This window comes from Saccharopolyspora erythraea NRRL 2338 (genome assembly GCF_000062885.1).
Classification (GTDB): domain Bacteria; phylum Actinomycetota; class Actinomycetes; order Mycobacteriales; family Pseudonocardiaceae; genus Saccharopolyspora_D; species Saccharopolyspora_D erythraea.
In genome coordinates this window covers 7,591,763-7,604,461 of the sequence record NC_009142.1, presented here as the reverse complement: position 1 = coordinate 7,604,461, position 12,699 = coordinate 7,591,763, and the positions used below count along the sequence as shown (strand labels likewise).

The window sequence follows — 12,699 nt, the reverse complement described above, 5'->3', positions numbered from 1 at the left end:
ATCCGCCCGCAGCACCTTCCCGGTGCTGCGGGCGGAGCCGCATAATCAGCGACTGACGTGGGAGGTGCCGGGATGCCGGGGATCCAGGTCGACACCGAGTGGTTGACGCGGTATTCGGACGAGGTGCGCGCGGCCGGGGAGGACGTCGCCGAGGCCCGGGCCGGACTCGACGCGGCGGACCTGGAGCCGGAGGCGTTCGGCGAGCTGGGCCGCCGGGCCGGGGCGGTGGACTCCTACCAGCGGCTGGCCACGCTCCTCAAGGACCAGACGCACCGCGCGGCGGAGGTGCTGACCGGCGCGGGTGACGAGCTGCGCCAGGTCGTGGACTTCCACACCGGCGGCGACGACGACAACGCCAGGGACATCGCGCGGAAGCAGGAGTGGTGACCATGCCGAGCGCACGGCGGATCGCCGCGGAGGTCTCGCAGCACCTCGAGTACCTGACCAGGGTCGCGGCCGAACTCGACGCGCCGGAACCCGTTCACGAGCGCTTCGAGGAGGCGGTCGGGCGCGTCGACGCCCTCCGCGAGGCCGCGCGGGTCTGGCACCGGACCGCCGACCGCGTGGAGAAGTCCGCGCAGGGCGTGGCGGGCAAGCTCGGCGGCATCGACAAGTCGTGGCAGGGCGCCGACGCCGACGCCTTCCTGGCCCACATGCGGGAAACCGGACTGGCGGGCAACGACATCGTCGACGCGATGCGCGCGCTGGCAGAGGCCCTCGACCACACCGCCGACGCCGTCGAGGCGCTCGTCGAGGACATCGGGCAGACCGTCACCGACACCGCCGACGCGGTGTCGCAGGCGCTCGTCGTCCCGGTCGACGGCGAACAGCGGGCCCGCAGGCACCTGGAGGACCTGGAAGGCCCGGCGGGTGAGCTGTTCTCGGCGGTCGAGGACGTCTTCGGCGCCTTCGCCCGGTTCTGCGACGAGCTCCAGTCCGGCCGCGAGATCGGCGAGCTTCAGTTCGACAAGCGGATGCCCGCCCAGAACTGGCAGTCCTCCGTTCCCGAGCCGCCCGCACCGCCCGCGGCCGCGCCTGCGCCTCCCGCGCCGGCCGCGCCCGAGGGCGCGGGCGCCGGCGCCGGTGGGGGCACCGGTGGCGGCGGAGCGAGCGCCGCAGGCGCGGCGTCCGCCGCCGGGGGCGTCGGGGGCGGAGCCCCCGACCTGTCGCCGGGCGGCAGCTCCGGCGCGGCGGAGCCGTCGGCGACGCCGCCCGCCGTCGCGGCGAGCGCGGGCGCCGCCGCAGGCGGGGCCGCGGCCGCCGCGGGCGGCGGGATGGCCGGCGGCATGATGCCGATGGGCATGATGGGCGGCGCGATGGGCGCGCAGGGCGGCGCGCAGGAGCGCCAGAACAAGTCGCGGCTCAAGAGCAGCTCGGAGGAGCTGTTCGGCGCCCCGCAGTCGGCACCGCCCGCGGTGTACGGCGAGGACCCCGACAACGCCAAGCAGTCCGAGGACAAGCCCGCGAAGCCGAAGCCGCTCCCCAAGCCCCCGATGCCACCCAAGCGCGGGTCGGCAGGTGTCGGGGACGCCCCGCCCCCGAAGATCTGAAGTTCTGTCTTCGGGCTCATCTCGCGCGGCGGCGCGGGTGGCAGAACCTCAGACGCCCAGGCTCTGAGACGACGAGAAGGCCCGGGACCCTCCACATCGGAGAGTCCCGGGCCTTCTATTTTTCATGCCGATGTTAAAAGGCCCGGTGCCGGTCCTACGTGGACCGGCACCGGGCCTTCGCCGTACGTGGCGCTACTCGCGCCGCGACTTGGTCTTTGCCGCCGCCTCGGCCTGCCGCAGGCGGACGTTGCGCACCGCGTTCACCAGGAAAGCGGTGAAGATCACCGCGGCGACACCGCCGACCGAGCCGCCGAGGGCGACCAGCAGGGCGGGGTAGTCCTTCTGCGGGATCACATCCGCGCTGAGGCGGGTCGGCTTCATCGGCGCCGGCAGCTTGCCGTGCTCGGGCGGCACGATGTCACCCAGCGCCGCCATGAAGTCGATCATGCCGTAGCCGACGATGTCGTTGCGGCCGTTGTTGCCACCCGGGTGCATCGCGGTCGCCTTGATCCGGTCCATGATCTGACCGGCGCTGAGCGGGGTGCCCGCCTTCTCGTACTTCTCCTTGATCAGCACGGCGAGTCCGGAGACGTACGGAGTGGCGAAGCTGGTGCCCTGGATGGGCTGCATCTGCCCGTCCGCGCCCGCCGCGATCTGGCTGGCGAGGCCGCTGCCGCCGCTCCCCGGGTCGAGCGAGATCAGGTTCTCGCCCGGCGCCGCGACGTCAACCCACGGACCGGGAACGGTGAACTCGGACGGCTGGCCTTCCTGCCCGACGGAGCCGACGGTCAGCACGTACTCGTCGAACCAGGCGGGCAGCACCGCGGTGGTCGGGCTGCCCGAAGGGTTCTTCTGGCAGGCGCCATCGGCGTTGCCGGCTGCGGCGACCACGACGACGCCGCGGTCGAAGGCGTTCTTGACCGCCTGGTACAGGCGGTTGTTGTGCTCGTCCGCCGGGTTGCTGGCCTGGGCGATGGTCTGGCACGACGACTGCGAGATGTTGATAACGCTGGCGCCGCTGTTCGTGGCTTGCGTGATCGCCTGCGCCATCGTCTGGGTGTCGCCGACGGTCTTCTTCTCCGCCTTGTTCTGGAAGAGCTTCGAAGACTGCCGGATCGACATGATCTGCGCTTCGGGAGCGACCCCGATGAGACCGGTGCTGTCGTCCCGATGCGCCGCGATGATGCCCGCGACGATCGTGCCGTGCCCGTCGCAGTCGAAGTTTGCTCCCCTGCCGTCCGGGACCGCGCTCCCGCCATTACCCGTGAGGGAGAGCCTCGGGTGCTGGTTCACCCCCGTGTCGATCACCGCGACGGTCTTGCCGGAGCCCGTCAGACCCTGCTCGTGCGCCTGCTCGAAGCCCAGGGCGAGCTGGCTCCACGGCTTCTCCTCGATCGTGGAGTCCCCGGTGTTGGCCTGCATGCACCCCTGGGTCTGCTCGAACCCCGGCTGCGGGGAGAGCGGTCCGCCGACGGTGTTCGTCGGACGCAGCGGTGGCGGGCCGACGAACGGCTGCGCGGAGGCGGCGGGCATCGCGGGTCCGAAGACCGCGATGCCCACCACCGCCGACAGCGCCAAGGTGCGCCGCACGCTCCTGCGGCGCGTCAAGCTGGAGCGCATCACGCCGCCCCTCAGAAGAAGTTCAGGTTGAGGTCGCGAACCGCCATGTAGAGGTCCATCACGCCGAAGGCCAGCGGCAGCACCAGCGCGATCAGCACCGCTTCCAGGATGTCGACCATGCGGCGCTGGACCGGCGAGAACCTGCGGTTCGGGAACACCACGCCGAAGACCAGCGCCAGCACGCCGAGCAGCAGCAGCGGCGGGAAGACCCACGCGACCCACAGCGGCGACAGCGCCACCTGCACGATCAGGCCGATGCCCACGCCCAGGGCGGCGAGCAGACCGCACAGCAGCAGGGCGATGGCCTGGCTGCCGTTGGCGTAGTTGCGGCCGCGCAGCAGCAGCACCGCCGAGACGACCGCGGACATCAGCGGACCCCAGACCGCGGGGCCTGCGGCCGACAGGATCGCACCGATGGCGGCGGTCAGGCCGCAGCCGATGATCAGGCCGGTCATGTAGCGGTGGGCCAGACCGGTCTGGCGCTCGATCTGCCGGTAGTCCGGGAAGCCCTGGTCCTCCTTCAGGTCCTCGGCGCTGCCGGGAACGTGCGGGAGCGGGAGCTTGGCGAGCTGGATCGTGATCCGCGGCAGCAGCGAGATGCCCGCGAGACCGACCGCGGCCGCACCGGCGGCGATGCCCGCGGCGTGCGTCTCGGCACGGGGGACCAGCGTCGCGATGACGAAGGCGATGGTGCCGAAGGCCGACACCGTGGCGGCGGCGATGAAGGTGACGATGCCCGCGCCGATCACCATGATCGAGATCGCGGCGAAGATCAGCACCAGCGCGCTGGCCAGCAGCAGCCTCGGCGCCAGCGACGAGCCCGGCACGATGTTGAAGCCGCCGACGAAGGCCATCGGCAGCCCGCCGGCCGCCGCGATCACGGTGCCGGTCGTGGACGCCCCGTAGGCACGGGTGACCATCGAGCCGACACCGGTCGCCAGGATCGCCACCGCGACGCCGACGACCGCCGCGACGATCTGGTAGACCATCGCCAGCGTGCTGTCGAGCTCAGGGTGCAGCATTCCCGCGGGACCGGCGACGCCGATCGCGGCCGCCGCGGCGACCAGGCCCAGCACGCCGGAGATGTGGCCGAGCTTCTGCGCGGTCTCCTTCGTCCACGGGCGGTAGCTGCCCGGTTCGGCCTCGGCCAGCGCGTCGACGACGTCGTCGTACAACGGCGGCGGGGGGTTGTCCGACCTGCGACGGAGCTGCAGCATGTCGCCGTCGACGATGCCCAGCGACGCCAGCGTCTGGCTGGGGTCGAGCTCGTCGCCGCTGAGTTTGGCCAGGCACCAGCCGCCGTGCCGCGAACCGCCGTCCGGAGTGGCCTCGCGGGCCATTTCCAGCAGCATCGGTAGCAGGTCAGCCACCGAGACGTCTGCGGGCAGCGCCAGGTCGATGCGAGTTGTCGGCGCCACCACTGTCACGCGGCTGAACACCGTGGTCCCGGTCGCCACTTGGGCCCCCTACTCCCTTGGTCCTTGCATTGCAGTATCCGTCCTGTCGGCTCGATCCAGCCGTGGCCTGCATCAAACCAAGCCCGGGGTTTTCCTCGAAACCCGCCCGCCCGGCCGGAGAGCGCCCCTAGTATGGCCGCACCGACCACGGCCGGGTGATGGGTTTGGTCCAAGAAGTGCCAACTAGTTGGTATCTGATTGGTCACGTCTGAGGTCCGATCTCCGGCGACCCCGCTGCCGTCGGCCTCGCTGGCAGTACAGAATGCTGCCTGCGAGCAAAGCATTTCGGGCAATGTCGAACACGGAAAGGGTGCTGCGTCCGGTGAGCACGCTGCAGTTCAAGCGCACGCCACGCCTGGCCGCTCCGAGGCCACCGGGCGGAGAGGTGCACCTCGAACCGCCGCCGGAGATCCCGCGGACCATCCCCGGCAACGTCATTCAGAAGGTTCTTCCGGGCGTCATGATCGTCGCGTCGCTCGGGATGATGGTCTTCATGCTCCAGCGGGCAAAAGACAACCCGATGATGATGATGATGCCGATGATGATGCTCATCTCGACATTCGGGATGATGGCGGGCGGGGGCAAGGACGGCGGCCAGAAGAAGGCCGAGATGAACGAGGACCGCAAGGATTACCTGCGGTACCTCGGCCAGATGCGCGACCGCGCGCGGGAGGCCGCCGAGGAGCAGCGGCTGGCACGCGAGTGGGTGCACCCGGACCCGCAGACGCTGTGGTCGATCGCCGCGGGCAGCCGCCGGATGTGGGAGCGGCGCGGCAACGACAACGACTTCTGCCAGGTGCGCGTCGGCCGCGGCTCGCAGCGGCTGGAGACCCGGCTGGTGCCGCCGCAGACCGGACCGGTCGACGAGCTGGAGCCGATCACGACGCTGGCGCTGCGCCGTTTCGTGCGCGCGCACTCGCTGGTGGCCGGGCTGCCGATCGCGATCTCGCTGCGCGGTTTCGCCGCCGTGGGCCTGCAGGGCGACCGGGAGCTGACCCGGGCCCTGGCTCGCGCCATGATCTGCCAGCTCGCGACGTTCCACACGCCCGACGACGTGATCATCGCGGTCGCCAGCAGCGGGCGCGCCCGCCGCGAGTGGGACTGGGTCAAGTGGCTGCCGCACGCCCAGCACCCCACCGAGACCGACGGCATCGGCCAGATGCGGCTGATGGCCGGTTCGCTGCGCGCGATCGAGGAGATGCTCTCCGAGCAGCTCGCCGACCGCCCGCGCTTCCAGCGCAACGCAGCCCCGCCGGACGGCCAGCCGCACGTGGTGATCCTGATCGACGACGCCGAGATCAGTCGCGAGGAGGCGCTGATCGTCGAAGGCGGCATGGCCGGTGTGACCATGATCGACCTGTCCGACGTGCTCGGCCAGATCACCGCGCGCCGCGGCATGCGCATGGTCGTCGAGGAGGACCGCATCGGTGCCCGCGGCGGCAGCGGTGTCGAGTGGTTCGGCGAGCCGGACACGCTGAGCATGGAGCAGGCCACCTCGCTGGCCCGTTCGCTGTCGCCGTACCGGGTCGCGGGCGGTCCCGCGGTGGAGGCCGACAGCGGCGGCTACGAGCCGCTGACCACGCCGCTGAACTACATCGAGCAGCTCGGCCTGGCCGGTGACGCGGTCACCTTCGACATCCACGAGGCGTGGCGTCCCCGGTCGAGGGACGACCTGTACCGGGTGGCGATCGGCCCCGGCGAGTACGGCGAGATCGTGCACCTGGACATCAAGGAGACCGCCTCCGGCGGCATGGGCCCGCACGGCCTGTGCATCGGTGCGACCGGTTCCGGTAAGTCCGAGTTCCTGCGCACCATCGTGCTCGGCCTGATCGCCACGCACTCGTCGTCGATGCTCAACTTCGTGCTCGTCGACTTCAAGGGTGGTGCGACGTTCAACGGGTTCGACGACGCGCCGCACGTGTCGGCCAACATCTCCAACCTCGGTGACGACTCCACCCTGATCGACCGCATGCAGGACGCGCTGGCCGGTGAGATGAACCGCCGCCAGGAGGTGCTGCAGGCCGCGGGCGCCAAGAACGTCTGGGACTACCGCAAGCAGGGCGAGGCCGGTGACGAGAAGGCGCAGGAACCGCTGCCCGCGCTGTTCGTCGTCATCGACGAGTTCGGCGAGCTGCTGGCCAAGAAGCCGGAGTTCGCCGACCTGTTCAACGAGATCGGCCGGCTGGGCCGTTCGCTGCAGGTCCACCTGCTGCTGGCGTCGCAGCGGCTGGAGGAGGGCAAGCTGCGCGGCCTGGACGCGCACCTGTCCTACCGGATCGGTCTGAAGACCTTCAACGCCGCGGAGTCCCGCGCCGCGATCGGCATCCCCGACGCCGCGGACCTGCCCGCGACCGGTGGTCACGGGTACCTCAAGCACCCCAACGGCATGGACCGCTTCCGCGCCGCCTACGTGTCGGGTTACCTGCACCAGACGACCGGTCGCAAGCCCGCGGGCGCGGCGGCCTCGCCGGTGACCGGTGAGAAGCAGCCGCGCGTCTTCATCCCGGACTACATCGAGAAGCCGCCGGAGCCGGAGAAGCCGGCGGTCGAGGAGGTCAAGGAGGAGCCGCAGGACGAGCTGGCCCCCACCGACTTCCAGGTCATCATCCGCAAGACCATCAACGCGGGTCCGCCGCCGCACCAGGTGTGGCTGCCCCCGCTGGACGCACCGCCCACCCTGGACACGCTGCTGCCGCCGTTGCAGGCCACCGACGACCGTGGTTACACGGCGGCGGGCTTCGCGGGCAGCGGCAGGCTGCAGGTGCCGGTGGGTCTGGTCGACGTGCCGTTCCACCAGCGGCAGGACTACTACATGCTGGACCTGGGCGGCGCGAACGGGCACGGCGCGGTCGTCGGCCGTCCGCAGTCGGGCAAGTCCAACGTGCTGCGCACGCTGGTCGCGTCGATGGCCCTGACCCACACTCCGCAGGAGGTGCAGTTCTACTGCATCGACCTCGGTGGTGGTTCGCTGGCTTCGCTGAAGAACCTGCCGCACGTCGGTGGCTTCGGCGGTCGCCGCGACCCCGACACGGTCCGCCGGACGGTGTCGGAGCTCAAGGGACTGATGGCCGAGCGCGAAGGCCGCTTCCAGGCCCAGGGCATCGACGGCATCAGCGACTTCCGCAACCGCAAGCGGCGCGGCGACATCAGCGACGACCCCTACGGCGACGTCTTCCTGCTCATCGACGGCTGGGCGGCGTTCCGGCAGGAGTTCGAGACGCTGGAGCAGGACGTGCTGAACCTCGCCTCGCAGGGTCTGGCGTTCGGCATCCACGTGTTCGTCTCGGCCAACCGCTGGGCGGAGATCCGCCCCGCGCTCAAGGACCTGCTGGGCACCCGGATGGAGCTGCGGCTCGGTGACCACACCGAGTCCGAGATCCACCGCAAGATCGCGGCCAACGTGCCCGAGGGCCGCCCCGGCCGCGGTCTGCACCCGTCGGAGCTGCATTTCCTTGCGGCGGTGCCGCGCGTGGACAGCGAGAACATCGGGGACCGCGTCAACGTGGAGCTTGCCGCCGCCACCGAGGAGCGCAGGCCCGCCCGCGCCGGGTGGGAGCTCTACAACGACGACCTCGCCGACGGCGTCAGCGACCTGGTCAACCGGGTCAAGAGCTCCTGGAAGGGCCGTCCGGCCCCGCAGGTTCGCCTGCTGCCGGACCTGCTGCCCTACGAGCAGCTGCCGACGCCGGAGCAGCAGCCCCGGCCGAAGCTGGTGCCGATCGGCATCAACGAGGAGGGCCTGCACCCGGTCTACCTGGACTTCCAGCAGGAACCGCACTTCTACGCCTTCGGCGAGCGGGAAGCGGGCAAGACGGCGCTGCTGCGCACGATCGTCCGAGGCATCACCACCCGCTACACCCCGAAGGAAGCGCTCATCCTGCTGGTCGACTACCGGCGGACCATGCTGGGCTTCCTCAACAGCCACCTGCTGGAGTACTCGGTGGGTGCCGACCAGCTCAAGAGCAACGTCAAGGACGTCGTCAACGCGCTGAAAAAGCGGCTGCCGGGTCCCGACGTCACGCAGCAGCAGCTGCGCGACCGCTCCTGGTGGACGGGTCCGGAGCTGTTCGTCGTGGTCGACGACTACGACCTGGTCGCCCCGCAGGGCAACAACCCGCTGGCACCGCTGGCGGACTTCGTCCCGCAGGCGTCCGACGTCGGTCTGCACTTCGTCATCGCACGCAACTCCGGTGGTGCGAACCGCGCGCTGTACGAGCCGATCATCGGCAAGATGCGCGAGGCCTCGGCGCCGGGTCTGGCGATGAGCGCGAACAAGGACGACGGCCAGCTCGTCGGCAACATCAAGTCGCGGCAGCTGCCGCCGGGCCGCGGCACGCTGGTCAGCCGCTCGCTCAAGGGCGGTCCGCAGATGATCCAGACGGCCTTCCTCAGGCCGGAGTGATCCTCGGCTAACGCGCTGAAGCCCTCCCTCGTCTTCGGACGGGGGAGGGCTTCGCTTTTGCGAGGCGTCAGCGGATGTCGCGGTGCCAGGTGAGCGCGATCGGTTCGAGGTCGGTCGGGTTTGCCAGGTCGTAGGGGCGCCATCGCTCGGGGAACGCGTACTCCGAGCGCCTGACGCTCAGCCGCTCGCCGGGGTCCCTCACCTCGCCCGCGCTGTTCAGGACCGGGGTCATGCGCTGGAACGAGTAGGCGGGAAGCGTCGTCGCGGGATCGATGTAGTAGGTGACCTCGACGCCGCTCGCCGCCGCGCCGCCGTTGCTGTAGGGGTAGGTCAGCGGACTGATTCCCGCTGCTTGCAGGGCCCACTGGAAGAGCATCATGCCGGTGTACCCGCGGTCGCGGGTGCGAAGCGGCGTCACTTTGACGGGCAAACGCACGTAGGACTTGCCGTCGTGCCGGAACAGCGTCGGCTTGCCGACCGAGATCGGATCGCCGAACTCCCCGCGCAGGTACCGGAGGTAGCGGTCGGCCTGTTTCGCGCTGAGGCCGCCGGGAGCGATTCCGTCGCCTGAGCCCACCTTGATGAGTTCCGGTATGCAGGACCCCGGCGGGCGTCCGCTCCACGTCCCCGTGTACTCGCTCCACCGGTGCCCTTCCCCGTCGACGCAGCGGCTTTGCGCATGGAGCACCTGGACTCCATCCACCACTTCGTAGTCGGTATCGGCCTCGGTGACGCGGTTGTGCTCGTAGTCGACGCGGGTCTGCCGAACGGTGTGGCCGAGACGTTCGGCGTCCTCGAACCACTGGGGATTCGAGTAGTGTTCGGTGGTGACCTGGTGAACGGGCCGCATGAGCTGGTTGCGCAACATCGCCTCGTAGAGCGCGTCCGGGTCTGTCGCGGCCAGCACTGCCTCGTTGATCTCCATGCCCGGCTTGAAACCTGCCTTCTCGTCGAACGCCGCGGTGCTCCGGCTCGCGGTGCTCAGCCATGCGGCGGATATGGCGCTGATCGTGATCGCGGCTCCGGCCAGAACCAGCGCGACGCCCACCGCCGCCCTGCGACGGCGCGGTTTCCGCACGGCGTAAGGCGGCGGCACATGTGGAAATGACACTCGAACCCCAGTGGTGGTTTCCCCGACGTTCCTGTGTTGGGTGGTGGCCGGGCCCGGGTCGGGGAAGCCGTGCCCGGCCACCGTTCGGTTCGGCGCTGGGGGAGGGCGGCGCCGGACCGGGTCTCACTCCCTCGCGGAGAGGGCTTTCCAGCAGGCAGCGCAGGTCGTTTCGCAGATCCAGTCCATCTCGCTGCGGTCGTGGAGCTGAGCGGCGTCGGCTTCGGCCCTGCAGTAGGCGGTGGCCTTCGCGTCGCCGGCGAGCTTCAGCGCTGCCACGGGAAACGCGTGCCGACCCGCGCCGGGTATGGGCCGCCAGACGAAGGTCAGTGTCACGGTGTCTCCTCGGGTTGGCGATGTGGCAAGTCTTGCCGAATGATCTGCAAGTCATCAATTACCTGATCGAGGGAGATCAACAGAGGTGTCGGTGGTCCGTAAGCTGTCCTCATGTCAGACACGCCGAGGGCACGTGCGTTGGCAAAGGAGCTTCGGGCGGCCCGGGAGGCGGCTGGTCTGACCCTGCGTGAACTGGGCAACCGCCTGGGATGGTCGGAATCGAAGGTCAGCCGGTTGGAGACTGCGCGGCGCGGGCTCAAAGTGGAGCCGGTGACCGCGATCCTGGACACGCTCGGCGTGACGGGGATCGATCGCGACCGACTTCTGAAGATGACGCGCGAGATCCACGAACCGGCGTGGTGGGAGCTTGGTCGACACCTTCCAGCGCAGCTAACGGCACTGATCGATGCCGAACAGCGTGCGACGCGCATTACCAGTGTCGCGCTCAACACGATTCCGGGCCTGCTTCAGACGAGGCCGTACACACGGGAGATCATGCAAGCTGGTGGGGTCGATGCCCAGGACATCGACGACCACGTTTCGATCCGCCAGGTGCGGCAAGGCGTTCTGAGCAAGGTAGACCCGGCTGAGCTGTGGTCTTTCATTGACGAGACTGCGTTGCTGCGGCCGGTGGGAGGGCCACGAGTGATGGCCGAACAGCTCCGGCGGGTCCTTGCGGCGAGCGAGGAGCCCAACGTGACAGTGCAGGTTCTACCGCTCGCGGTCGGCGCGCACGCGGGGTTGAGCGGTACCTTCGTGCTTTTCGAGTTCATCAAGGCCAGGCCAGTGGTCTTCCTCGAAGCCAGGAGTTCTGGTGCGTTCCTGGACGAACCCGACGACGTGAGCCTCTTCCTCGATGCCGTGGATCGCCTCGGCAAACATGCCCTGGCTCCGGGTGCTTCCCGCGAGATACTGAGCGGGTACATCAAGCGGTACGAGAGCGAGGCAACATGACCGGCGAGTTATCCGGATGGCGGAAGTCGAGCTATAGCGGTGCTCAGGCCGACTGCGTCGAGGTCGGCTCCGCTCCAGGTTTCGTCGGGGTACGTGATACGAAGGACCGCGACGGCGGGACGCTGGTCTTCCAGCGCCGTAAGTGGGCTTCGTTCGTGGCCGCGATGCGCGATCAGCGCTGGTGACTGCGCTGTCCGGGTGATTTGAGTGAGATGTTCGGGATCGGGGTCCGCGCCCCCAAGGCTCTCGGTAGTCTCCACGGCGGTGATCTACGGAGGGGTTGATCACCGCCGATCACGGTCGTGGAGGGGGCTCCGTTGACAACGGGGATGGAGGGCTTCGCCCAGCAGGCAGGGGCGTTGGCGGGCCAGGCGCAGGGCCTGCGGGCAGCAGTGGACTCGGGCCACCTGGTCATGGACCCGGAAGCCGCCGAGCGCGTCGCCAAGGTCTACGACGACAAGGCGGACAAGGTACGGACGAAGGTGGCCCGTGCCCAAGAGTTGATTGTCAACGGTGCCTACGGTGACTGCTTCATCGGACGTTCGATGGAGAAGAAGTTCAACGAGAAAGTCCGCGGCACTGAGGGCGACCCAGATGCAGGCTTGATCCAGATTCTCCGAAAGATGGAGACGATCTTGCGGAATATGGCTCAAGCCTATAGGGATTCCGCCAAGGAGATGCGGAACACAGACGAAGAGAGCGCCCGGAATCTGGGACGGAAAATCTGATCTGATGGTGGGTATGCGTACAACACGAACCACGGTCGCCGCCGTGCTCGCTTCTGCGGGTCTTCTGCTCGCTGGGTGCGGTGGACCAAGCGCCGGGCCGACTCCTACCAGTGAAGGGCCGAAAGAGCCCGGATTGGCGAACTTCGACCCGTGCACGGCCTTGAGCGCTGAGCAGTTGCAGGCGCAAGGTGTCGAAGCTCCGGGGGCGCCGGTGGACCAGGGAGTCGGGGAAGTCGGTTGCGACTTCGACAGTGAGGACCTGGTTCTTACGCTCCTCAAGGCCGACGGGCGGGATCTGTCCTATTGGGAAGGACGTCGGAACAACTTCGACAAGTTCGAGAACAACCAGGTGGCGTCCAGGCGGGGGATCAGCGGGGTCGCTGCCGGTGGAATGGGGCAGGGAGTGTGTCGTCAGATCGTCGAAGCTGGCGGTGGCTCTGTTATCGCCCAGGTCACCTACAGCTCCGACCAGATCCAGGGCAACGACCCGTGCGCGAAGGCTCTTGAGATCGCGCAGCAGATCGAGCCGAAGCTGCCGAAGTAA

The 12,699-nt window shown here is 69.1% G+C and carries 11 protein-coding genes; 7 read left to right on the top strand and 4 right to left on the bottom strand.

Translation table 11 applies throughout. From position 1 onward, the window contains the following. Positions 1-72: 72 nt before the first annotated feature. Together SACE_RS32715 and SACE_RS32710 are read left to right on the top strand one after the other, a co-directional pair. Positions 73-387 (top strand): hypothetical protein, encoded by a 315-nt coding sequence (locus SACE_RS32715; protein WP_009948679.1) that lies wholly within the window; start codon positions 73-75, stop codon positions 385-387. Between the two features lie 2 nt (positions 388-389). Further along, entirely contained in the window at positions 390-1,550 is a 1,161-nt protein-coding gene (locus SACE_RS32710) for a WXG100 family type VII secretion target (protein ID WP_011875161.1), read from the top strand. A gap of 192 nt (positions 1,551-1,742) precedes the next feature. Here SACE_RS32710 and mycP read toward each other — a convergent pair whose 3' ends face one another. Then, on the bottom strand, positions 1,743-3,170 hold the full coding sequence (gene mycP / locus SACE_RS32705) for a type VII secretion-associated serine protease mycosin (RefSeq protein ID WP_031334448.1): 1,428 nt from the start codon (positions 3,168-3,170) through the stop codon (positions 1,743-1,745). Between the two features lie 11 nt (positions 3,171-3,181). Then, on the bottom strand, positions 3,182-4,627 hold the full coding sequence (gene eccD, locus SACE_RS32700; protein ID WP_009943253.1) for a type VII secretion integral membrane protein EccD: 1,446 nt from the start codon (positions 4,625-4,627) through the stop codon (positions 3,182-3,184). Positions 4,628-4,949: 322 nt separating this feature from the next. Between eccD and SACE_RS32695 the strand changes: the two genes are divergently transcribed. Next, positions 4,950-9,029, top strand: a complete 4,080-nt coding sequence (locus SACE_RS32695; protein ID WP_011875159.1) for a type VII secretion protein EccC — start codon at positions 4,950-4,952, stop codon at positions 9,027-9,029. Positions 9,030-9,096: 67 nt separating this feature from the next. Here SACE_RS32695 and SACE_RS32690 read toward each other — a convergent pair whose 3' ends face one another. Both SACE_RS32690 and SACE_RS32685 read right to left on the bottom strand, forming a co-directional pair. Next, a complete protein-coding gene (locus SACE_RS32690) occupies positions 9,097-10,107 on the bottom strand; it encodes a hypothetical protein (protein ID WP_231849869.1) in 1,011 nt (336 codons plus the stop codon). A 156-nt stretch (positions 10,108-10,263) separates the two neighbouring features. After that, complete coding sequence (locus SACE_RS32685) at positions 10,264-10,473, bottom strand: hypothetical protein (RefSeq protein ID WP_009943256.1); 210 nt, start codon at positions 10,471-10,473, stop codon at positions 10,264-10,266. 111 nt (positions 10,474-10,584) lie between these two features. Here SACE_RS32685 and SACE_RS35945 point away from each other — a divergent pair, with 111 nt between their 5' ends. The 4 genes from SACE_RS35945 (at position 10,585) to SACE_RS32665 (ending at position 12,699) form a co-directional block, all read left to right on the top strand. Beyond that, positions 10,585-11,427, top strand: a complete 843-nt coding sequence (locus SACE_RS35945) for a helix-turn-helix domain-containing protein (protein ID WP_044547696.1) — start codon at positions 10,585-10,587, stop codon at positions 11,425-11,427. Continuing rightward, positions 11,424-11,612, top strand: coding sequence for a DUF397 domain-containing protein (locus tag SACE_RS32675; RefSeq protein ID WP_009943259.1), 189 nt, complete (start codon positions 11,424-11,426; stop codon positions 11,610-11,612). Before SACE_RS35945 ends, SACE_RS32675 begins: the two co-directional genes overlap by 4 nt. 132 nt (positions 11,613-11,744) lie before the next feature. Continuing rightward, a complete protein-coding gene (locus SACE_RS32670; RefSeq protein WP_231849868.1) occupies positions 11,745-12,155 on the top strand; it encodes a hypothetical protein in 411 nt (136 codons plus the stop codon). A 4-nt stretch (positions 12,156-12,159) separates the two neighbouring features. After that, a complete protein-coding gene (locus SACE_RS32665; RefSeq protein WP_173401327.1) occupies positions 12,160-12,699 on the top strand; it encodes a DUF3558 domain-containing protein in 540 nt (179 codons plus the stop codon).

Excerpts from the sequence above, each read along its gene's own strand:
- SACE_RS35945 (WP_044547696.1), top strand. The coding sequence starts at position 10,585 with ATGTCAGACACGCCGAGGGCACGTGCGTTGGCAAAGGAGCTTCGGGCG.
- mycP (WP_031334448.1), bottom strand. The coding sequence starts at position 3,170 with ATGCGCTCCAGCTTGACGCGCCGCAGGAGCGTGCGGCGCACCTTGGCG.
- SACE_RS32665 (WP_173401327.1), top strand. The coding sequence starts at position 12,160 with ATGGTGGGTATGCGTACAACACGAACCACGGTCGCCGCCGTGCTCGCT.
- SACE_RS32710 (WP_011875161.1), top strand. The coding sequence starts at position 390 with ATGCCGAGCGCACGGCGGATCGCCGCGGAGGTCTCGCAGCACCTCGAG.
- SACE_RS32715 (WP_009948679.1), top strand. The coding sequence starts at position 73 with ATGCCGGGGATCCAGGTCGACACCGAGTGGTTGACGCGGTATTCGGAC.
- SACE_RS32675 (WP_009943259.1), top strand. The coding sequence starts at position 11,424 with ATGACCGGCGAGTTATCCGGATGGCGGAAGTCGAGCTATAGCGGTGCT.